The 23325-nt window shown below is 51.4% G+C and carries 12 protein-coding genes; 7 read left to right on the top strand and 5 right to left on the bottom strand.

The features are described 5' to 3' along the window. Nucleotides 1–646 precede the first annotated feature (646 nt). The gene (locus tag HY774_00625; protein ID MBI4746964.1) at nt 647–2557 is read left to right on the top strand and encodes an ABC transporter ATP-binding protein; all 1911 of its coding nucleotides are present in this window, start codon (nt 647–649) and stop codon (nt 2555–2557) included. A 136-nt stretch (nt 2558–2693) separates the two neighbouring features. On the opposite strand, the gene HY774_00620 is transcribed toward HY774_00625, so the two are convergent. After that, nucleotides 2694–4319, bottom strand: coding sequence for a methylmalonyl-CoA mutase (locus tag HY774_00620; GenBank protein ID MBI4746963.1), 1626 nt, complete (start codon nt 4317–4319; stop codon nt 2694–2696). 493 nt (nt 4320–4812) lie between these two features. Between HY774_00620 and HY774_00615 the strand changes: the two genes are divergently transcribed. From HY774_00615 to HY774_00605, 3 genes are all read left to right on the top strand, one after another. Further along, nucleotides 4813–6780 (top strand): GGDEF domain-containing protein, encoded by a 1968-nt coding sequence (locus HY774_00615; GenBank protein ID MBI4746962.1) that lies wholly within the window; start codon nt 4813–4815, stop codon nt 6778–6780. Between the two features lie 611 nt (nt 6781–7391). Beyond that, entirely contained in the window at nt 7392–8684 is a 1293-nt protein-coding gene (locus tag HY774_00610; protein MBI4746961.1) for a transposase, read from the top strand. Between the two features lie 639 nt (nt 8685–9323). Next, the gene (locus tag HY774_00605; GenBank protein MBI4746960.1) at nt 9324–10001 is read left to right on the top strand and encodes a zinc ribbon domain-containing protein; all 678 of its coding nucleotides are present in this window, start codon (nt 9324–9326) and stop codon (nt 9999–10001) included. 346 nt (nt 10002–10347) lie between these two features. Here the strand turns inward: HY774_00605 and gcvPB are convergent, their stop codons facing one another. The 4 genes from gcvPB to hflX all read right to left on the bottom strand — a co-directional run bounded on the left by gcvPB (nt 10348) and on the right by hflX (nt 18424). Further along, nucleotides 10348–11853, bottom strand: a complete 1506-nt coding sequence (gene gcvPB / locus HY774_00600; GenBank protein MBI4746959.1) for an aminomethyl-transferring glycine dehydrogenase subunit GcvPB — start codon at nt 11851–11853, stop codon at nt 10348–10350. A gap of 262 nt (nt 11854–12115) precedes the next feature. Then, on the bottom strand, nt 12116–13807 hold the full coding sequence (locus tag HY774_00595) for a S41 family peptidase (GenBank protein MBI4746958.1): 1692 nt from the start codon (nt 13805–13807) through the stop codon (nt 12116–12118). Between the two features lie 310 nt (nt 13808–14117). Next, nucleotides 14118–16646, bottom strand: coding sequence for an HDIG domain-containing protein (locus tag HY774_00590; protein ID MBI4746957.1), 2529 nt, complete (start codon nt 16644–16646; stop codon nt 14118–14120). 2 nt (nt 16647–16648) lie between these two features. Then, on the bottom strand, nt 16649–18424 hold the full coding sequence (hflX, locus tag HY774_00585; GenBank protein ID MBI4746956.1) for a GTPase HflX: 1776 nt from the start codon (nt 18422–18424) through the stop codon (nt 16649–16651). A 680-nt stretch (nt 18425–19104) separates the two neighbouring features. Between hflX and HY774_00580 the strand changes: the two genes are divergently transcribed. The 3 genes from HY774_00580 to HY774_00570 all read left to right on the top strand — a co-directional run bounded on the left by HY774_00580 (nt 19105) and on the right by HY774_00570 (nt 23169). Further along, nucleotides 19105–19566 (top strand): ACT domain-containing protein, encoded by a 462-nt coding sequence (locus tag HY774_00580; GenBank protein ID MBI4746955.1) that lies wholly within the window; start codon nt 19105–19107, stop codon nt 19564–19566. Nucleotides 19567–19736: 170 nt separating this feature from the next. Then, nucleotides 19737–23048 carry a hypothetical protein gene (locus tag HY774_00575; GenBank protein ID MBI4746954.1) on the top strand — a complete coding sequence of 1104 codons (3312 nt, stop codon included), beginning with the start codon at nt 19737–19739 and terminating at the stop codon, nt 23046–23048. After that, nucleotides 23032–23169, top strand: a complete 138-nt coding sequence (locus tag HY774_00570) for an ATP-binding protein (protein ID MBI4746953.1) — start codon at nt 23032–23034, stop codon at nt 23167–23169. The genes HY774_00575 and HY774_00570 overlap by 17 nt, the downstream gene beginning before the upstream one ends. Nucleotides 23170–23325: the final 156 nt, after the last annotated feature.

The following is a 23325-nucleotide window of genomic DNA, read 5'->3' as shown; positions in this document are numbered from 1 at the left end:
TTTCGGCCCTCCTCACCCCTACTTTCCCGCTTGCTCTTTTTTCCCCTTCCTCCCTCTTTTCTCTTTTCTCTTCTCAGCGCGGAAACTCTTTTTCCTTTTTCCTTTCTTTTCTTCATTTACAGACTCACCGGGAATTGCTGTCCAGACCCAATACAGATTAGCCTGAAGCAACCTTAATTCGCATTATAAAAAATCATCCAGGTTAATTATGTAAAACAAAATGAATATTTTAGGATTTATTTTATCGCTCTCACTTCCAACAATTCCTTATCAAACGAAGCTCTCAAGCGAACCTGTACTCTGACAAATTGCCACAACGTGAATTGGCTCAAGCTCCCTGGAATGGGCTGATGAAGAGTGTTTGTTTTCAATTGTGAAGAAGTTATTGGAAAAACCGGACATGATATCCGTCTGGTGGCAGCGATGTTGACGCATAATCTTAACCCATTTGCTGATGTTCAACACCGCAGATTTTAAACGGTACAACGATCTTATCACGGTTATTGCCCCCAAGGATGTGTAACTCCATCCCCTGATTCCTTTCTCTACCACCCACAAATCCCCACTTGCCAGGACTGGTGGCAATGCACAACCGGGAAAGCGCATAATCGCCCTTCTATTTTGTTATTGAATCGAGGTTGTGTGCGTGGCAAGCCATCACGAAGAAGAAGCCGTTGAAAAGTCCTATGATGGTCGCCTGTTCTGGCGGCTCTTAAGGTATCTGAAACCCTATCGAGTTCAAATTTCAATCGCCATTCCGCTGATCACCTTGACGTCCATCTTTGAACTGGTGGCGCTCAACCTGACGATGGTGGCGGTTGACCTCTATCTCAAACCTCCCTCGGATCAGAATCTCTCCTTTTTTTCCCGGCTGTTTCAGAACGGTGTTGACGGATTAGGCATTCATTTCACCCCAGCAAATGGGGTGTTGGTGATCGGAATCTGGTATGTGATCCTGATTTCGATTGTTTTCTCCCTGACCTATGTCCAGTCCGTGATCCTGAACTCAATGGGTCAGTTCATCATGTATGACATGCGCAAGGAGATTTTCGCCAAATTTCAGCATCTCTCCCTGAGTTATTATGACCGCCACCCAATTGGCCGGATGATCTCGCGCCTGACCTCCGACGTGGATGCCCTGAACGAACTCTTCACCGCCGGGTTTGTGACGCTTTTTAGCGATGTCTTCACGCTGATTGGAATTCTGGTCTTTTTGCTGCTGATCAACTGGAAACTGGCGCTGGTGAGTATGATCATTATCCCGTTGCTGGTTGGGGTCACCGCCTGGTTTCGGGTCAACGCCACTGCGACCTATCGCGAAGTCCGCACCCGCATGGCCCGCATCAATGCCTTTTTGCAGGAACACATCACCGGAATGCCCGTGGTCCAGCTTTTTAATCGCGAAACCCGTGCCCTGACCGATTTCGACGAAATCAACGACCTGCATCGAATCGCCAATGTGAACTCGGTTTTTTATTATGCGGTGTTTTATCCGGCGGTGGGCTTGATTAGCTCGGTGGGCGTGGCGCTGGTTGTGTGGTATGGCGGCGGTCAGGTCATTCAAGGCGCCTTGACCCTCGGTTCACTGATTTTCTTTATTCAAGCCATGCAGCGGTTTTATGAACCCATCCAGGATATCAGCGAAAAATACAACATCCTGCAAGCAGCCATGGCGGCTTCAGAGCGTGTGTTTAAGGTGTTGGACACACCCCTTGAAATTACTTCTCCGGACGCCCCAAAACCAGTGTCCAACATTCGTGGAGAAATCGAATTTCGCAACGTCTGGTTTGCCTACAAAGGCGAAGAATGGGTCTTGAAGAATGTTTCGTTTCAAGCCCCAGCCGGGCAGTCAATCGCACTGGTTGGTGCCACCGGATCCGGTAAAACCACCATTACCAGCCTCTTGATGCGGTTTTACGACATTCAACGAGGTCAGATTCTGCTTGATGGAGTTGATATCAAGGAACTGGACCTGCATCAACTTCGCCAGTCCTTTGGAATCGTGCTCCAGGATGTATTTTTGTTTGCCGGCACGATTGCGGACAATATCCGGCTTGGCAATACCAGCATTGACGATGATCGAATTCACTTTGCGGCCCGCGAAGTCCACGCGGATGAATTTATTCAGAAACTCCCTGGGGGCTATCAGGCTGAAGTCAAAGAACGCGGCGCCACGTTGTCGGTTGGGCAAAAGCAGCTTTTGAGTTTTGCGCGGGCGCTGGCGTTTGATCCCCGAATCCTGATCCTGGACGAAGCCACTTCCAGCATTGATACCCATACCGAACAGTTGATCCAGCAAGCCATCGAACGGCTCCTCATTGACCGGACGTCCATCCTGGTGGCCCATCGCCTGTCAACCATCCAAAAAGCCAATCAAATCATTGTGTTGCACAAGGGTGAAATCCGGGAAATGGGAACCCACCAGGAACTGCTTGCCCAGCATGGTCTCTATCGCCGCCTGTATGAACTTCAGTACAAAGAGCAGGCCCAGGCAAGCACTGGTGACAGCATCCCAACTGGGCCAAGTGATATCCAACTGACAGCGGAACCAGGATAGAGCCAATCGGGGTTCGGGGTTCGGGGTTCGGGATTGGGAAAAGGCAAAAGGACTTAAAGGACTTAAAGAACTTAAAGGACCAAAAGGACATAAATTTGAAAACCCCAAACCCAGAACCCGGAACCCCGAACCCTCCTTAAAACACCACTGATTCCTGATACTCCCCAAAAATTGTCCGCAACCGATCTGAAATTTCCCCAACCGTGCAATAACACTCAACCGCATTGAGAATATGCGGCATGACGTTTTCAGTCCCTCGGGCAGCGGCTTCAACGGCATCCAAAGCAGCGGCGGCTTTCACGGCATCCCGTCGGGCCCGAACCGCCCGCACCCGCTCCACCTGGGCTTTTTCCAGTTCCGGATCAATATGGAGAATCGGAATCGAAGTCTCCTCTTCCATCTGGAATTTGTTCACTCCGACCACAACCTGACGGTGGTCTTCGACCGCCCGTTGATATTCAAAGGCGGCCTGCTGGATTTCGCGTTGTGGGAACCCTCTTTCAATCGCCGTCAACATTCCGCCCATTTCGTCAATGCGGGCAATATAGGCTTTGGCACGCTGTTCGAGTTCATCGGTGAGATGTTCGATCAGGTAGGAACCACCGAGTGGGTCAGAAACATCCACCGCGCCTGATTCATAGGCAATCACTTGCTGGGTTCGGAGGGCGACCCGAGCCGCATCCTGAGTCGGGAGCCCAAGCGCCTCGTCTTTCGAGTTGGTATGCAGCGATTGGGTGCCACCCAGGACGGCAGCCAGCGCCTGGATCGTGGTCCGAACCACATTGACTTCGGGTTGCTGGGCGGTCAAGGTGCTTCCCGCCGTCTGGGTATGGAATCGGAGCATCAACGACTTGGGATTTTTTGCCCCAAATCGTTCGCGCATAATCTGGGCCCACATCCGCCGGGCAGCCCGGAATTTGGCGACTTCTTCGAGTAAATTATTGTGAGCATTGAAGAAAAACGACAGACGCGGTGCAAATTGATCAACATCCAGACCCGCATCCAGGGCCGCCTGAACGTAACAAATCCCATCCGCCAGTGTGAATGCAATTTCCTGGGCCGCCGTACATCCGGCTTCCCGAATGTGATAGCCCGAGATTGAAATGGTATTCCAGTTGGGGACTTCAGCCGAACAATAGGCAAACAAATCGGTAATCAGCCGCAGCGATGGACGCGGGGGGTAAATATACGTGCCGCGCGCCATATACTCTTTGAGAATATCATTTTGGACTGTACCGTTGAGCTGATCTGGACGGACCCCCTGCTTTCTCCCAACCGCGATATAGAGCGATAACAGAATCGGAGCGGTGGCATTGATGGTCATTGAGGTTGAGACACGGTCCAGTGGAATTCCATCAAATAAAACTTCCATGTCTTCCAACGAATCAATCGCGACTCCGACCTTTCCGACCTCGCCTAAGGCCAGGGGGTTATCTGAATCCAGTCCAATCTGGGTCGGCAAATCAAAAGCCACGGAAAGACCAGTGGTGCCCTGTTCCAGCAAATAACGATACCGCCGATTGGATTCGGCAGCCGTCGCAAAGCCGGCATACTGGCGCATGGTCCAGAGTTTGCTCCGGTACATCTGGGCAAAAATACCCCGCGTGTACGGGTACGATCCCGGAACTTCGGCTTCAGCCCCTTCGGGGCGATCTGCCTGACGGTAGTAAGAGTTCAATTCAACTCCGGAACTGGTGGTCCGAGAGATGGTCGCTTTGTTTTTTGGTGATATATCGGATTGAGACGATTGCAATGTTGACATAACAGTCACTTCATCCTTGGAAAATGAAATCTGAATTGGGTCACTGGTGAACCAGCATTGAACCAGGAGGGGAAATTTTCGCATCTTCGGCTGATTGTCTCAGCGATGTGTCAAAGATGCAATTAGTGAACCAGGGTTAAAATTCGACCTTCTTTTCTCTTTTTCAGCTTCAAAGCTCATCTCACAGGCAATCTTCAATTTTTTTAGGCAAGAGTACTGGAAAAGGCGCCGTTTCAAGAAAAAAAACTTGCAGAATTTATACCGGGTCCAGTAGAAAAAACAGACTTGCATTTTAGCTTTCCGGTTTTTTTCACCCACTTCTAAACCCAACATTAACGGCTTCACAAATTGAAGAAGATACTGCTCTTTGCCGGGACCTGGCTCTGGTTGGCTCATGGCTGGTTGGGTCCTGTGGTGTCTTACCGGCGGGTTCACCTGTCTGGGTCAGAGCCGTTGCCAGTCGCTTCACCATTTTTCCGATCCCCTTTATTTTATGGCATCAACACTTGAACGAACCCCCTATGGCTGGCCTTATTTACTCTTTATCTGGGTTTTTGGAACTCTGAGCCTGTGGCTGGTGTACCAGTTATCCCTTGGACAAGGCTATTCGTTTCAGGCGGTCAACACCCAAAAAGTGCTGCATGCGGCTGTTTTTCTGTTGTTGCTGATGTTATGTGTCTTTTTACGGTATCGCCCGACCCGGTCAGCCGCTCTTTCATCCGAAGATGCACTCAACGTCTGTGTGATTCTGGTTTTTGATCCAGGGACAGCCATCGTCATCATGGCTCTGGCCGCTATCCTCAACACGCTGAGTCAACTGGCCAATCGAACGGTTCGCGAGGTCGAATATGGTCCATGGTATGCCAATCTGGGAGAAATTTTGTTTCAGGGCGGGTTGATGGCGTTTGTGACACTGACTGGAAGTTCGATGTATCGGGTTCTCAATTGGGGCGAATGGACTCCGTTTACCACCCTCGAACCCCGTCAGACAGCCAGCATCCCGTTTGTCTATGCCTCGATTGTGCTGATTCGATGGAATTTGATGTTTGTTCACGCCTGGACCCGCGGTATCCCGCTCCTTGAATACAATCGGAATACCCGTGAGTTGCGGTCCTTTGTGGTGTTGTTGACCGAGATCTCGAATGTGCTGCTCGGCGTGGTTATGGCAGTAGTGTATTTTCTTGATTTCAAAGTCTTTTGTGTACTGGGTGTGGTCCTGGTCTCGCTGGTCGCACTCCTGAGCAAGCAAGCCCGGGTCACAACCGAACTCCAGTCAACCGTGCTTGAATTAAAGATTTTAGCCAGTCTGGGCAAAGCCTTGAGCAATGCCACGCAAACTCGAAAAGAACTCTTAAAAGCACTGTATGAACATGGCAAGGAGCTTTTTGGGGCAGACTCGTTTGCGATTTACCTGTTTCCCGAACATCAAACCTCAACCGACCAGAACCACCTTCAACTAGAGGGGGTAAACTATCGAATGCCTCGCCTCCATCGACGGCAAACCGACCACTCGGGAACTGGCAAATTACACCGGGAGGCCATTGGAGGTGAAACCAAAACTCCACCAGGAGGCACCGAAATCTCAACTGGCAAAACCGGTGAATTACTCAATAGTGGTCGCTGGAGCCGCCAGGAACAAACTCCAGGTGAAGAAACCCCACCCGAAGAAAACGCAATTGGACTGGCTGAGTGGTGTGTCAAACGTGGCCGTCCACTTCGATTGGAAGATATCACCAAAGAGGCAAATGCTTATGGATATAGCTGGTTGATCCGTCAACTTCCCTATCGTTCCTGGTTGGGAGTTCCATTAGAATCAAAAGATCGCCCATTGGGTGTGATTAGTGTGGCCAGCGAATCCCGCGCGGCATTTACCGAACAACATCAGGCACTGCTCCAAACCCTTGGCCAGCAAGTGGTGAGCGCCCTTGAAAATGCCCGGCTATTTGAACTGGCGACGATTGATGGGCTCACCGGGCTGATTAACCCCCGGTATCTGCGCCAAAAACTGGCTGAACAATTTGAACTGGCCAAACGCACCCACAAACCACTGGGTGTGATCATGATTGACCTGGATCATTTCAAAAAAATCAATGACACCTACGGGCACGAAGTTGGAAATGACGTGTTGCGATATCTGGCAACATTGGTGAAAGGCCGCTTGCGTGACTCCGACATTCCAGCCCGGTATGGAGGCGAGGAATTTACAGTTTTATTGCCCAATACTCCGGCTGACCCTTCCCGAGATGTCGCCGAACGGCTTCGGATTGCGATTGAAAGTGCGCCGGCACCAACTTCAGTTGGGCCAATCAAAATTACAGCCAGTATTGGTGTGTCCAATTATCCAGCACTCCAGGTTGCAGATCAGGATGAACTGGTCACGGCAGCGGATAAAGCACTCTATGCTTCGAAACAAAATGGACGCAACCGGACCACCGATGCCAGGTTTCTTTCTGGGGGCTGAAGACTCGCAAGCTCGGGATTGAAGACTGAGGGCTGAAGAATTGGGTTTCTTTCATCCCTCATCCCTCATCCCTCATCCCTTCGATTGCCCTCAGCCCTGTTTTTTTCAGCCCGGTATTTAGCTGCAAATTCTGATCCCAGAATTAGTTTTTTCTCGCTCTAATGTTTTTGTCCTGTTTTTTGATAGATTTTTCTCGCTTTCTTTTCCAAAGGTCCGTATAATGCCCAGGCGTTTCAGGGGTTGTTATCCTCACCTCAGGGAAACAACCAGGAAGACCAACTGGCATCGTTTCCTCTCCTTTATGCCCGTTGCCCGTTTTCCAAAAATCAAGCAATCCCAAGCTTCATCGTCAAACTTCTTTTTGAACAAAACGACGAGCGCAGTCTCAGCCTTTCAGGGCCGAGTTAAGCGAGTCCGATCTGGTTTAGAGAATTAAGAAATCTGAGCGCAATGGGAACCGGACAGATCACGGGAAAAGAAAATCAACCTCCCGAGAAACCATCACTCAACGGAAAGTGCCAGGAAGGGATGAGATTTTGCTCGACGGGAAACAGACCGACATGGTATCGTGCACGCTATTACTAAAGTAATAATACAGATTGGGAATATATATGGCACTGTGTGGCGTCAAATTCAAGGCGCATCCAACCCATGAGCAAAAGCGAGTGTTATCGCAATGGATGGGCGCTGGGCGGTTTATCTACAACGCGAAGGTGGCGGAACACGAGTATTTCCGGACGTTTAAGGCCCACAGCCTGGCGCTGGTCGGCGTGCCGGTGCCGGTGGACCAGTGCTATTCCCAATTCAAAACGGAACAAACAGTCTGGCTTAAAGACATCCCGAGCCAGGTACTGCGGAATGCAGCGTATCGGTGGCGGGAAGCCTACCAGCGATACGTGGCGGGACTGGCGGAGAGACCGGTCAGGAAACGGAAAGGCAACCGGGATTCAGTCTGGCTGACGAGTGAACTGTTTGAGTTGAAACCGAAAACGGATAACCAAACCGGAGACGTGATTGGATACCAACTGATGATTGGAACAAAGACCAATCAGATTGGAGCGTTGAGTTTTGACGCCCGGCGGGAGTTTGAGTCACCACATTCAATCACAGTATCACGTCGGAATGGTGAGTATTTCGTGTCATTCAATTATGAAGATGGCCAGGAACTGGCGACGGAGGAAGAACTCCAGGTCGAATACAGCCAGATGGACGAAGCAAGCTTGGAACCCATCACGGTTGGACTGGATCGCGGAGTCGTGATTCCAGTCTATCCATCGGAAGGGACACCATTTGAGTTTACCCCGGAACAAAAGCACACGCTTGACCAGTGTGACCGACAAATCAACCGTCAGCAAAAAAGATTGTCACGACAGGTCAAAGGGTCTTCCCGTCGGGAACGGACCAAACAAAAACTGGCCCGGTATCACGCCCGGAAAGCTGATGTCCGGCGGGACTTTGCCCATCAGACTAGCCATCGGCTGGCGACCTCCGACCACCGGATATTTGTGATCGAGGATCTCAAAATCAAAAACATGACGGCCAGTCCATCCCCGCAACCAAAAGCTGATGGGAATGGCTACGAACCCAACGGCGCCGCCGCCAAAGCCGGACTCAATCGGAATATTTTGGCGGCGGCCTGGGGAATGGTGGTGACATTTCTCAAATACAAGGCGCTTCGGCGTCGAAAACTGGTGATCAGCGTTGCCGCTTACCGATCTTCGCAAGAATGTGCCAGTTGCGGCCACATTCATCCCGCCAACCGCGTGAGCCAAAGTCAGTTTCATTGTCAGCGGTGCGGACACGTTGCGAATGCCGACCACAACGGCGCTCAGGTGGTGAAAAAACGTGGGATTGCCGCTACGCCGGAAGGACAGCCGACCGGCGCAGCCCGCAACCCTGACTGATGGCAGTCAGGCAGAAGCGCGAACTGCTCAAGATCAACCAGTGTAAGCTGGATGATCCCACCCAGAAGCTCGGCCATTTATGGCCGAAAGGTTCACTGCGGCCTATCCAACTGTGTATCAACCAACGCCCGAGCCACTCACTATCAATGGCTGAAGGCAGCGGTCATCTTTCTCATTTTGTATTTTTTGAGCGGTGCACTGCACGAAGCGTGATTCTCTGAAATCAAAACCATCTGATTTTCAGTTCGGGGAAATCCTGATCCCCTCATTTATGCTCACTCCCTGAATTCAATAATTCTCGATTCTCCTTTGACTGTGGTGAAATCTCTGGAGCACAGGTTTCAACCCCGCCAGTCGGGCCCGCCCGATATGGAAAACACAGATGTTGCGTTGGAAATACACTGTGCTTTCAGGCGGAGACGGCTCGAATGCCAGCCTTGAGCCAAATGTGAAATGCCAGAGAATAAGGATACGATTGCAATGTATTCAGCACCCAGGGCAATCAACTCCGTTTACTTCCCCATCAGTCACAGGAACCGCGATTCACCTGACATCATTGTCCAATTTGTTTTTTGCTTTCCTTGCTCAAGAACCTGAATTTGCCGCAGGCCAATCCGAATTCTCAGGAGAACATCCAGCATGAACCGAGCAACATTGCTGCTGTATTGTTATCGTTGTCACGCTCCAATGCAGCCTGATTCCCAAAACTGTGATTATTGCGGTGCGTTTCGTCCGAGATCAAAACAGGAGAATCGAAACGAACCTCGCAAAATCCTGCTTGCTGATCAATTTCAAAACCGATCCCTTTCCCGATGGACCAAGAATCTGGGCCAGTGGGACACCAGGGACCAAAAACTGATTGGCTGGGGTGGGACTCACTACTATGGGTTAACCCATTCCTACAGTTTTGACTCCCGAAAGGAATATACTTTTCGGATCCAGGGCCAATCTCGCGGTGCAACAGGCTGTTTTGGGTTTGTCAGTCCCGGTTTGGATTACGGTATTTTCCTGTACTTTCACGGTGATGGCCACTTTGACAAACAAATGGAATGCCGGTTTTGGAGGGGCGGAGATACATATGACTTCATTACCCCACGGCACGAAGTCAACATGTCATTTTCAGGGGAACATCGCTACGCGTTTGGCATCCGACAAGGCAGCATCCGGGTCACGGTTGATAACCGGTATATTGAAACCATTGATGCCAGCCAGTTGATGACGGGTCGGTACCTGTTTAGCTTGAGTAATTACAACCCGCCTGGAACCCAGCGGGTGGCGGAACATACCTATTCGAAGTTTCAGGTGACAGTTCCTTAAAAACCAGGGCTTGGGGCTTGGGGCTGAGGGCTGAAGACTCGCAAGCTCGGAGCAACTGAAGGGATGAGGGATGAAGGATGAGGGATGAAATAAAACCAGTTTTTCAGCCCAACTTCTTCAGCCCTGGTTCTTCAGCCCTCAGCCCCGAGCCCCATAAGCGCCAGGATAAGGCGTTTTAGGCCCGCAGGGTCGTCGTGTAATAGCCGTGGTGCGAAGCCCACGGACCCGGCCCGCAACGAGACCCAACCCCGACAAGAACATCATTGAATGCCACCGGAAAGAGCACGAGCTTTCTTATCCTGGCGCTTATGTCCCCAACCCCTCAGCCCTGGTTTTTTCAGCCTCACTAGGGTTTCCACCGCAGAACTGGGTTGCGTGCGGCACCGACTTCATCCAACCGTCCAAGACGGGCGTGGTGAGGCGCCGATTTCACCAGTTCCGGGTTTTCTTCACATTCGGCTGAGATGGATTTCATCGCATCAATAAACAAATCCAGTTCTTCCCGGCTTTCGCTTTCGGTTGGTTCAATCATAATGGCGCCCGGAGCAATCAATGGGAAGGACATCGTCGGCGGATGGAAGCCATAGTCAATCAGTCGTTTCGCAATATCAGCGTTTTTAACACCCGTCGGGTGCTGCCGTTTGTCCGAAAACACGACCTCGTGGAGCATTGGCCCTTCAAATGCCAGATCATAGGTATCGCGCAGGTGGTGGGCGACATAATTGGCATTGAGCACGGCGGTTTCAGTTGCAGATTTTAACCCATCTGGTCCCAGCGCCCGGATATAAGCCAGTGCCCGCACCATCATTCCGAAATTGCCCCAAAATGCCTTCACTTTGCCAACCGATTGAGGACGATTCCAATCAAATTCGACGTCCCCAGCCTCTATTCGTCGAAGCGTTGGGAATGGCAGAAACGGTTCCAGTTCCTTGACCACCAGCACGGGTCCACATCCAGGCCCGCCACCGCCATGCGGCGTAGAGAAGGTCTTGTGCAGATTCAGGTGCATGACGTCAACCCCCATGTCCCCAGGTCGAGTCACACCGCACATGGCATTCATATTGGCCCCGTCCATATACACAAACCCGCCTCGGGAATGGACCAGTTGCGCAATCTTTTCAATATTTTCCTCAAACAACCCAAGCGTGTTTGGGTTGGTCAGCATAATGGCGGCCACCGAATCGTCCATTTTCTTTTCCAAAACATCAAGGTCGGTCAACCCGCGAGCATTGGACGCAATCGTTTCAACACTGTAACCGCACATCACGGCACTGGCCGGGTTGGTGCCGTGAGCTGAATCTGGTATCAGAACTCGTTTTCGACGGTTGCCACGGGCTTCCAATGCGGCCCGAACCATCATAATTCCAGTGAGTTCACCATGCGCCCCGGCTGCTGGTTGGAGCGAAATCGTGTCCATCCCGGTAATTTCACACAGTTCGTCTTCTAACTTTTTGATCAACCGAAGGTTCCCTTTGACCAGCGACTCTGGCGCGAGCGGATGCGTCATCGCAAAACCGGGGAGCCGTGCCGCCCATTCATTGATCTTGGGGTTGTACTTCATGGTACAGGACCCAAGCGGAAACATTCCGGTGTCGGTTCCATAATTCCAGGTTGACAGCCGGGTGTAATGGCGAACCACTTCGGGCTCAGTCAATTCGGGCATTCCCTCCAGATCGTCCTGGCGCAGAAAATCGGAAGAAATCAATTGGTCAATTGGGGTTTCAGGTACATCCGATGGAGGTAACACATAGGCCCGACTCCCGGACCGTGATATTTCAAACAACAGACCTTCATTTTGACTGATATGGGTTCGTACTTTTTTGATTCGTTGACGCGTTGCCTGATCTGCCATGCCATACCTCTTTTAAGAGTGAGTTGTGTGTAGCAAAATAAAGCGAGTAGTGAATAGCGAGATAGTTAGAGAAAGGCCGGGTTGCAAAGAATAACAAGGAGTGAATAGCGAGTGCGAGATGGTTAGTAAAAGACCTGATGGCAAAGAATAGCGAGTTGTGAGTAGCGAAGAATGACAGACAAACTCAGGATTGTGTCAAGACCTTGCGATTTTGTATTGAATTGACCACTCGCTACTCACTCCTCGCTACTCGCTCGTATTGCTATTGCCCAAACCGACGGGGCGCGCGCTGGCTGCTTTCCAGCCAAACCTTGCGGGATTTTTCAGCCAGGAGTCTGGCGTTGGGGAGTTCTTCAATCGCCCGAACCATTTGGGTGTCAGCCGCAATCACAATTTCATCGGCCACCTCACTACCATAAGCGGCAGTAACCACTTCACGACGCAATTGCTGGCGAATGTACTCTTCGTTTTCCGTCACCATGGCAACCGTGATGCCTCCGGTTTCCTTGGAGTTTTCACGAACAAACTTCAGAAACTGCTGATACAGGGCATCCGTGACGGTAAATTCAGAATTGTTAAGGGTATGACCAAAGTTCAAATCATTGACCCGGTATTCAGCAAATCCAGGAATTTGTCCGGTCACCAGTAACCGACCAAACAGGAATGTGGCATCCAGCAACCGAACCTGAGTGGCGGTTAACAGTTGAGGAGGAATTTTCACATCCGGCTCAATTCCAAACCCACCCTTGACAATCCGACGAGTATCCGTTTCAAAACGGTTGTCTTTTGAGTCATTCGGACGAGCTCCCGTGCCAAGAATTCCTTGTTTTTGGTACTCATAACGGGAGAGGTTTGCGTAATCACGCTGGATCAATCGTCCACTTGGGGTGAAGTACTTGGCGGTTGTCAGGGTCAATCCATAGCCATTGGAAAGCTGAAAAATCGTCTGTACCAGTCCTTTGCCAAAGCTATTTTCACCAACGATGATGCCCCGGTCGTGGTCCTGGATGGCACCCGCGACAATTTCCGAAGCACTGGCCGAACCGTTGTTGATCATGACCACCAGGCTTGAACTATCCGGATCAGCGTTGGACGCATTGTAATCGCGAAAAATTCCGCTGCTGGTACGGCCTTTGTAGGAAAGAATCTTTTGGCCACGATTGAGAAACTGGTTGGCTACGGATATCGCTTCGTCCAGTAATCCACCAGGATTGCCGCGCAAATCCAAAATGACGGACCTGGCGCCCTGGGCTTTCAATTTCTTCAGCGCGGCATCAACTTCATCGCCGGTGGTGGATTGAAACTCACGCCGCAACCCGATGTACCCAACCTCGGGACGAATCATAAAACAATTGGTCATGGACGGCAGATTGACTGAATTGCGAACCACTCGAAACGTGATCGGTGTTTCGACGCCAGGACGCTTCACCGTGACCTGGACCGCAGTTCCCTGCAACCCACGCAAATTATCGCGGACCCGATCTGAGGTCCAGCCGTCAGTTGTTTGCCCATCAATGGCAATAATCTGATCGCCGTATCGGAGGCCGGCCAAAAATGCCGGCGTATTTTCAAACGGGGAGACAATATACACTTTTCCGTTATGCGGAGCGATGGTTGCCCCAACACCGGAATAAACGCTTGCCTGTCGGGTTCGAAATTCAAGGAATTCTTCCCGGGTCCAGAAATGGGAGTGTGGATCAAGCACTCCGAGCATTCCATCAACTGAGCTTTCGTTGACTCGATTATAATCAAGTTCTCCGGCATAGTGATCTTCAATCGTTGTCAATGCCTCCACAACCGATGAGGTGATTCGTCGTTCCGCTGATTCATCCAAACTGGCCGCCAGTTGGGGAGTCGCGGCGAAAGAAATCGTGTTTAAACTAATGGCCCCGGCCAGTCCGAGGGTAAACAGGGCAAGTCGAAAAGACGGAACATTCCGGTGTTGCTTGTGCATAGATCCAAATCCTTTTGGCGGTATGTCTGATCAATTCTGCTTCGGCGGGCTTTGCGAGCAGGGTGTGCTCGTGCGACGGTTGTGGTGTGATTGCCCTTACCCGAAACAGGTTGCAGTGTAGTACACCTTCAACGTCTTTGCCTAGCAATGGGTCCAAAAATGCGGAGTGAAGAAGCCATTTAGTGGTTAGTGATTAGTGATTAGTGATTAGTGATTAGTGGTTAGTGGTTAGAAATCAATGCTTTCGAAGAAGAACTGAGAACCAAAAACTAATCACTAACCACTAACCACTAACCACCTTCTTCATTCTTCAAGCGCGGGTAATGCCCTGGATTGGGGGGATTTCGCCCGTTTTTAACCGACTGGGAATCCGGGCGGCAGAGGAAATATTGGCAGGTGCTGGGGCCAGTTCCGGTTCAGGATCTAATGCCGTTTCGGCAGGCTCAATTCGTTCTGTCTCGTCTGACGTGATCATACAGAGGCCGATTTCTTCGGAATCAGCACAACTGCTATTAAAACCAGGATATACAACCCGATGGTGGTAGATATTGCACAGGGTTCGGACCAACTGTTCCCGAACCAGCGTGATTTCTCGCATGGTCATTGAACATTCATCCAACTGACCATCCGCAATGATGTCATCCAAAATCCGCTTTACAATCTGTCCAATGTTTTCTGGGGTTGGTTCATCGAGTGATCGCGCGGCGGCTTCGGCACTATCAGCCATCATCACAATCGCGGCTTCCCTGGTTTGGGGTTTGGGTCCCGGGTAGCGATAGTCAGTTTCATCAACCGGCTCCCCGCGCAAGACTGCCCGCTCTGACGCTTTATTGAAAAAATAATGGAGTTTGCGGGTGCCGTGATGTTGCGGAATCAAATCAATGATTTCCTTGGGAAGATTGGCTTCGCGGGCCATAATGATCCCTTTGCGAACGTGCCCGGTGATCACACTGGCGCTGCGACGTGGTTCCATTTTGTCGTGTGGATTGGGGCCGCCGCCCTGGTTTTCGATGAACATTTCCGGCGCCAGGAGCTTCCCAATGTCGTGATAGTAACACCCGATGCGAACCAGCAACGCATTCCCACCAATGGCCTCAGCGGCTTCCTGGGCCAGACTGCTGACCATGACGGAATGCTGCTGGGTTCCAGGTGCCCGCATGGCCAGCTCCCGCAACAAAGGCAAATCAGCGTTGGAGAGTTCAAGCAATTTGACATCCGTCAGAATGCCAAACATCGTTTCACACACCGGCACCGCAAAACTGGCAAACGCCGCAGTGATCAAGCCACCAGCAATCCCACACAACAACATGGTCAACAGCGTATTGTTGATCATGGTGCTGCTCCCGCCAATACAGATCACAGCCCCCACGGCAAATAAATTGATCCCTCCAACAAACACACCCGCTCGAATGATGGTGTTTCGCTGGCGATACTGGCCGACACTATAGGCTGCCGCGCTTCCGCTCAGAATTGCAAAAACGCAGAGTTCTATACTGCCGCCTGTCATCACACCAGCCAGAAGTCCAACCACTAACGTACAGAGCAAGGCCAGGTTTTCATCCAGCAGCAAGGCGACAATCAAGGTCGCCGCCGCATAAGGGATCGCAAATTCATATAAACTCAGGTCGGTTGACATCCCGGCAGTGCCACCAAATTTCCGGCTGATGTTAATCCCTAACCAGATCAGCAGGGTTTGGGCCACTAGAGTCACACAAATCAAGGCAAAGGCACGGTCGGTCGGCAATGGCAGATCAGACCGGGCATGGGCGGTAAATTTGTAGAGCGCAAATAACAAAATGGTGATAATCCCAAATAAGCCGATAAATCGGCGAAGCGGGTGATGGAAGTGTTGTTTTTGGCTCAAATGGGAAACAACTGCCTGGATGTGCGGGGTAACCGGATCTCCGGCGCGGGCAATAATTTGATTTCGACGGTAAGCAGTGCTGACATCGGGGATAGACTGAACTGCCTTTTTCCGCATCATCTCCGTCAGCGCGTCGCTGTATCTCAGATTGGGCTGGAGCAAACTTTGCACCAGTTTTAAATAGACTTCTTTTCCAGTCGGAGACAGGCTCCGCAACGAGTCAACCGCTTCTTTAACCTGATTGAGCGCCGCTGAAACTGACAGGGCATTGCGCCCTCGGATCTCATGCTGGGTTTGGGTAATTTTATCCTGGTACATCAACCGACGCGGCTGGGCCTTCGCGACATCAGTATCAGGATAAATAAAATCTTTCATAGCCATTGAAAGAAGCTGGTTCAGTTCCTTTTCAATCTCATCACTCAACCCCTGCCTCACCAGATACTCAAGGACCTGCGGGTCAGAACTTAAAGTAAACGGAGTCGGAGTTTCAGTCGCCAGTTTTTGAGCAAAGGAGGTGAACTTCGCGGAGGAAGCCAGAGCCGGTGTAAAGTCCGCTTCACCCAGTTCAACCTTTAACCGGTCGAAGAATGTCATTCGATCCTTATCAAAGGCGCTGATAATCTGGCTTCGAATCTGATTTTTCAACAACGGGTCGTACTCAAACACCGGTGGTACCTGGGCGAGGGCTTCGGCTTGACGTTCAGCCGTCGCCAGTTGATCAACCAGAATAAAATCTTCCGGTGCAATTAAATCACTGCGCACAATCCCGCCGCTGATTTTGCTTTCAATAGAGAAAAATGAATACCCGGAAGTGAGGGTCGTAATCAGGGTGATGGTCAGCAGGAAGCCAAGAATTTTGGCAGGGCGGGTCCCCAGATACTCGCTGAGCGATATCCACCGACGCTTGAGCCGCCGTTGGAAAAATTGAAATCGCTCGCTGATTGGTCGAGGAGAATCAGAACCAGACTGTGTCATAACTACTCCTCCACAACATACTCCGAACTAAAGACTGGAACCAAGGCGGATTTGCCGGATTCTGCCAGCCGATGATCAATCTCATCCAGCAAAGGAGACAGGGTTTCAGGGGAAACAGCGGAAATTGCCAGTGCCTGGTTGGAAACACAGAGGTTTTCAACCTGTTCGGCATCAACCAGATCACATTTGTTAAAGACGAGGATTCGGGGAATTTTATGTAACTTGAGTTCCGCCAGAATCCGCTCGACCGCCTCAATCCGATGGGCAAAATCAGGCAAATGGCAATCAACCAGATGGACCAGCAAGTCTGAGTCTTCAAGTTCCTCAAGGGTCGCTTTGAAGGCAGCGATCAAGGTTTCCGGCAAGTCCCGAATAAACCCCACGGTGTCGTTGATAATAATTTCACGCTCCCTCGGGAGTCGTAACCGTCGGCTGGTGGGATCAAGGGTGGCAAACATCCGACTTTCAGCCAGCACTTCACTCGAAGTCAATGTATTTAAAAGCGTTGATTTCCCTGCGTTTGTATATCCAACGATGGAAACGACGGGCAATCCACGGCGTGACCGTTTGGCTCGGCGGGCCTCTCGAATTCGGCGCACATCTTCCAACTGACGCTCCAGGGCAGTAATCCGGTCGCGTGCCCGCCGGCGATCCACTTCCAGTTTGGTTTCCCCAGGTCCGCGTCCCCCAATGCCACCTTCCAGCCGTGACATATCCGCCCCTTTTCCAGTGAGCCGGGGCAGCAGGTACTTGAGTTGGGCCAGTTCAACCTGGATCTTCCCTTCCCGGCTTTGTGCCCGTTGCGCAAAAATGTCGAGGATGAGCTGCGTTCGGTCAATCACTTTTAAGTCGGTCGCGCCCTCGATTGATCGCACCTGGGACGGTGACAAATCCTGGTCGAAAATGATCATATCGGCGGACTGGCGAAGACTGCGAATGATCAACTCCTGGAGCTTGCCTTTTCCCAACACGGTTCGGGGATCAAGCTGCTGGCGTTTTTGGAGAATCATATCCACCACCACCAACCCACTTGACAGGGCCAGTTCATGGAGTTCTTCAATTGATTCCTGGGCCTGTGTCAGACTTTGGGTGGTGACCGTCACCAAAATGGCCCGGTCACGTCGGTCTTTCGCCCCCCGTTTCCCTGCTGTGCGGGCAAATTCAGCTTCAAGCGAGTCAATCAGTTCAAGAAAATCAACTGACAACTGGCTGGGTGGCGTTTTGGGAAGGATCGCCCAGGGAGCTGAATTGAGTTCCCCGACGGCACCCTCAGCCGATGAAGCGGTGGTCTCAGTCAGCAAATCGTCAAGTGGATCAGTTGGCGGGGGGAGTTGTGGAGAGGCCAGATTCGGAGAGGCTGGGAGTAAATGGGCGGCCTCAATCCACCCCGGTAACCCATCCGGGGTGATGCTCAAGACAGCCATCATATCCAGCCGTAACAAGGCAAGATCGGTCAAATCATCCTGGGTGAGTCCTTCACCAGAAAGCTGGGTATGGATACATCGAAGGCCGCGAAATCGCCCTTGACCAATGCGGTGACGTTTTAAATCCGGAATGACAATCCCTTTGGCATCGCCAACAATGACATATTCAACCTGACCTTGCCGATTGATCAAAGCCCCGATTTGTCGGCGGATTTCAGATGAAATTTCAGTTAACTGGCGCGCAAATTCCTGGGTGACCAGGGCTCGCGGTGACAATCGTCGTTGATAGAGTTTTTCGAGACGCTTGATCTGGCTTGCTTTGAGACCAAGGGTATTGCCTTCAAGAGTTGAAATACGCTCACTCCTCACAAACTGAACAAACCCAACCACCTATCAACCCAAAACAAATCAGCCCAGAAAGGACTGACCGGATCAGACTGAACCAATGGGTTGTTCTAAGTGTTACAGCTCCTCAGAGCCGGTCGAAGTTGGAATACACTGGATGGGGAGAACGACTTTTGGAAAACTCGCTGATTTTACTCCCGACCAAACTCGTGAGCAAGGGCAGGCTGAAGAAGGCGGGCTGAAGAATTGGGTTTCTTTCATCCCTCATCCTTCATCCCTCATCCCTTCGATTGCCCTCAGCCCCAAGCCCCATAAGCGCCAGGATAAGGAAATGTGGGCCTGTTTGAGACGAGGAGCAGGGGAGACAAGGAGACAAGGAGACAAGGAGACAAGGAGACAAGGAGATCCTCCTCCCGACGGTGGGAGCGGGAGAATATTTTTTCTCCTTGTCCCCGTGTCCCCTTGTCCAGATCGGGCTTTGTTTCCTTATCCTGGCGCTTATGGCCCCAAGCCCTCAGCCCTGATTTGTTCAGTCCGAAGTTTTCATGACAAAACCAGACGAGTTAAGTTAGCATAGCGCCCGTTGATTTCATTTCTCTCGCTCAACGTTGCCGTTTCCCCCCTCTCACCAGGACCACCAAACCATCTGGCACTGTGGTGACTCCATCACATTTCATTCAGGTTGCGCCATGAAAGACGAAGAAATCATTTATCAAATTACCCGCTCTGTGTATCGCAAGCTTGGCCAATATGCTGACCGCACCCTGGTCGAAGATATGGTAACCGATATTTTCCGCTCGATCCGGCCAGCCCTCACCGACGCTCCCTCACCAGCCATGTCGCCGATGGCATCAGGGTCTTCACCCGAAACAGGCGGCAGTAATCGAGCTGTCATTTCCATTTTTGGACAGGACGGCGCCGGGATCATTGCGGCGGTGGCCAGAGTTTTGGCGGATGCCGAATGCAGCATTGTTGATATCAACCAGACTGTTCTCCGGGGAAAATTCGCCATGATGCTGATCGCGGATATCAGCACCATCCGTGGATCATTGACTGATTTGCAGCAAAAATTAAAAACCGAAGCCTCCCAACTCGGCGTCAAAGCCTATGTCCAACGGGAAGATCTGTTTCACGCGATGCACCGGGTCTAGGTGGGGCCTGGAAGTGAGGGATTGGGGACTGATTTTTTATTTGAGAGTCATCAGGTTCCCCCTTTGATCTTCCACCTGTCAGTCCAGGTTCCCTTAGTGAGCTCCCTCAACCACCTGTGACGATGTACCACGCGGTTTTTGGCTACCTCCAATGACTCAAACGACTGCATATGCCTCAATCCGGCGTCTCCCCCCTCATCCAGCTTTCCGCAGCCAGAAGTCCAGCCTGTTTCACCCCTAAACTGCGGCGGGACCCACTCTTGGGAAGCCGGTTTGTGGTGATGTGGCTTGTGGTTGGTCTTTTTTCGGTCTCTCTTCTGAAACTGGTCGTCCAGGCAAACCCACACCTACCGCCCCTGGCCCCCTCTGTTGCGCCCTCATCAAATCCCCAACCCCAATTTTCTGAACTGCTGGCTGCCGATAACATTCGGTTTTCGACTTTTACCGACCAGGATGGGCTTCCACAAAACCTGGTTCATGCCATGGCGATGGACCATACCGGGCGACTTTGGGTTGGGACCCAAAATGGGGTGGCCTTTTACAATGGTCGCGACTGGCGTCGAGTTTCACTTCCAGACGAAGTCAATTCCAACATCATCAACCAGAATGCCCTGTGTGCCACCAGTGATCAAAGTTTGTGGTTTGGAACTCGGGACAGCGGAGCGGCTCGCTTACAGAATGGGAATTGGATCCTGTTTAACACCAAAAATGGATTAGCCGGAAACAACGTCAACTGTATTATTCCCGAGGCGGGTCAACCCAAAGGCAGCGGAGCGGTATGGGTAGGAACCTATGGCGGCGGAGTTTCTCATTTTGATCAAGGGAAATGGGTCACTTATAACACCTCCTCCGGGTTGAGTAGTAATAAAGTGCTGTGTCTGTTGGACAGCCTGTCTCCTTCAGGTCAACGGACATTGTGGGTTGGGACCGATGGCGGAGGACTCGCCTGTCTTCGAGATGGAAAATGGTCAACCGTGACCACCCGCCAGGGATTGCCGGATAACAAAGTCTGGGCCTTGTTGGAAACCACTGATCCACAAGGCAATCAGGTGTTGTGGGTTGGGACTGAAACCGGTGGGCTTGGGCGATATGTCACTGGCACCTGGACCACCTACCGAATGGGCTCTGGGCTCCCCAGCAATTCGGTTTACAGCCTCGCCAGTACGCAAACGGCCAGCGGAGAGACGGTGGTATGGGCCGGGACACTTGGTGGGGGGCTGGCGCGGTTTTTTCATGAAACCTGGACGGTTTTTGATACGGCTTCCGGTCTGCCGAGCAATCTGGTCCGAAATCTGATGGTCTCTTCCCAGGGAACTGGAAGTTCGACCCTCTGGGTTGGAACGGAAGATGGCGGACTTTCTCGACTGGAATCACCAGCCTGGAAAAACGTGACCCTCCCGTCCAACCTGGTCAAAAATCGCCTCCAATGCATGCTGCATTCCCAGTCGCCGTCTGGGGAACCAGTGCTCTGGATTGGGACATTCGGCGATGGACTGCTCCACTATTCCAATCATTCCTGGAAGGTTTTTACTGAAACCTCCGATCTTCCCAGCAATAAGATTCGATGTTTGCTCGAAACACAAGACACCACCGGTCAACCAGTCCTGTGGGTTGGAACCAATAATGGTCTGGCTCGGCGGCAAAATGGCACCTGGACGACCTTTACCACCGCCGACGGCCTGGCCGACAATGTGGTTTTTTGTCTGGTGGAAACCACCAGCGGAGACCAAAAAACCGTGTGGGCTGGCACCGGAGGCGGATTGTCACGATTTACTGGAAACTCCTGGATGCCCGTATCCCCAGGCAAACAATCCACCATTGGTTCGGTGCGGTCGCTTTTGGAGACTCAAACCAAAACGGGTGAACGCGCCTTGTGGGTGGGCACCATTGATGGACTCTGGTGTTTTCTCAATGGCTCGTGGACCAAACGTGACGCCCGGACTGGCCTCAAGAAAAACTACATTCGCAGCCTGCTTGAGGTCAAATTGAAGTCCAGTGCCCGCTACTTACTCATTGGAACTGACGGAGGCGGGATTTTGGGCCTGGACCCAGGTTCCGGGCTGTCAAATTCCACGCCGATTAAAACTGTGGTCTCCGAACAAACGACTCCGGCCATTTCCGGCAGTGTGATTTACCATTTGTTCCAGCGCGGCACCAGTGATGTGTATGGCCTGACCATTCGCGGCGTCGTTCGGCTCAAAATTCCAACCCTGGATCCAAAAGATCTCTCGATTGAAGAATTCTCCTCCGTTGATGGGTTGCCGGGCAATGAGTGTAATGGAATGGCGGGTCAGGTGGACACAACAGGCCGCATTTGGGCAGCCACCACCAGGGGACTGGCGGTTCTTGATCCAACCCGGCAATGGATTGACTCGACACGCAAACCATTATCCCTTGAACGGCTGGTGATTTCCGCTGATGAACTCAATCTGGCTCAAACCCAATATTCAACCAGTCATCCGCTGATACTCGATTACACCCACAATCAACTCAAATTTGAAATTGCCCTGTTGTGCTTTGTGCGCGAGGCTGAAACGCGGTACCAAACCCAACTCGTTGGTGTTGATCCCAAACCAACCGCCTGGTCAACCGATTATGACCGTGAATACAGCAACCTTGGCGCTGGTCAATATGTCTTCCGAGCCTGGGGGAAGGATTATGCCGGGAATGTCACCGGCCCGATTGAGGTTGTGTTTCAAATTACGCCCGCCCCCTGGCGTACCTGGTGGGCATTTTTGCTTTATCTTGTGATTGGGTCAGGTTTGGTGGTTGGCTTTGTTTTTCTTCGCGTGCGCACGCTTCACCTGCGCACGCTTCATTTGAAAAAACTGGTTTTAGAACGAACCGCCGAAGTTCTTCACCAAAAACAACAACTTGAAATCACCAATCAATCGCTTGAAGTGGCAAATCTGGAACTCAAATTGTTGAACGAAATGAAAACCGAGTTCCTGGGGATTGCGGCGCATGACCTCAAAAACCCGCTGACCATTATCATGACCTATGCGGAGCTGCTTTCGATTGACCCGAACTCCCGTCGGACGACGGTTGATATGGCCCAGTCAATCTTTACCTCAGCCAAACGGATGCTTGGGATTATCTCCAGCCTGCTCGACACAGCGGCGCTCGAAGGCAAAAAACTCAAACTGAAGAAAGAACCTGCCAGTCTCCGCGCACTGGCTCAATTTGTTATTGACGATAATCGAACCCATGCAGCAGCCAAACGGATAACGATCCACTTTGAAGCCGACCCAAACCTGGATTGGACCGCTGAAATTGATGAAGCTCGCATTCAAACCGTCTTTGATAACCTGGTGAGCAATGCCCTGAAATATTCTCCTCAAGGCAAAGAAGTCTGGATCTGGCTCGAAAAACGCGAGGAACACATTGTTTTTTCAGTCCGGGATGAAGGCCCAGGATTGAGCCCAGAGGATCAGGCCAAACTCTTTGTGAAATGGCCTGGCGATTGTGAAAGAACTGATTGACCTTCACGGTGGCAAAACCTGGGTTGAAAGCACGCTCAATCAAGGCGCGACCTTCCGCGTGGAACTTCCAATCAAACTTCAGCCTTCGGAACCACCGGTTGAAAAAGTGACCACTCAATGACAGGGTGACAAGATGACAGGGTGACAAGGTGACAAAGTGACAAAGTGACAAAGTGATAGGGTGACAAGGTGACAAGGTGACAGGATGACAAGGTGACAAGATGACAGGGTGACAAGGTGACAAAATGACAAGGTGACAAGGTGACAAGATGATATT

The sequence above is a fragment of the Acidobacteriota bacterium genome (genome assembly GCA_016208495.1).
GTDB lineage: Bacteria > Acidobacteriota > Blastocatellia > Chloracidobacteriales > Chloracidobacteriaceae > JACQXX01.
The sequence above is the reverse complement of the archived record's forward strand: the minus strand, read 5'-3'. Positions and strand labels throughout refer to the sequence as shown.

Bases quoted from the DNA above. Each gene is read 5' to 3' on its own strand.
- HY774_00620 (MBI4746963.1), bottom strand. From the start codon at position 4,319: ATGTCAACATTGCAATCGTCTCAATCCGATATATCACCAAAAAACAAA.
- HY774_00615 (MBI4746962.1), top strand. From the start codon at position 4,813: ATGGCATCAACACTTGAACGAACCCCCTATGGCTGGCCTTATTTACTC.
- HY774_00610 (MBI4746961.1), top strand. From the start codon at position 7,392: ATGGCACTGTGTGGCGTCAAATTCAAGGCGCATCCAACCCATGAGCAA.
- HY774_00605 (MBI4746960.1), top strand. From the start codon at position 9,324: ATGAACCGAGCAACATTGCTGCTGTATTGTTATCGTTGTCACGCTCCA.
- gcvPB (MBI4746959.1), bottom strand. From the start codon at position 11,853: ATGGCAGATCAGGCAACGCGTCAACGAATCAAAAAAGTACGAACCCAT.
- HY774_00595 (MBI4746958.1), bottom strand. From the start codon at position 13,807: ATGCACAAGCAACACCGGAATGTTCCGTCTTTTCGACTTGCCCTGTTT.
- HY774_00590 (MBI4746957.1), bottom strand. From the start codon at position 16,646: ATGACACAGTCTGGTTCTGATTCTCCTCGACCAATCAGCGAGCGATTT.
- HY774_00580 (MBI4746955.1), top strand. From the start codon at position 19,105: ATGAAAGACGAAGAAATCATTTATCAAATTACCCGCTCTGTGTATCGC.
- HY774_00575 (MBI4746954.1), top strand. From the start codon at position 19,737: ATGCCTCAATCCGGCGTCTCCCCCCTCATCCAGCTTTCCGCAGCCAGA.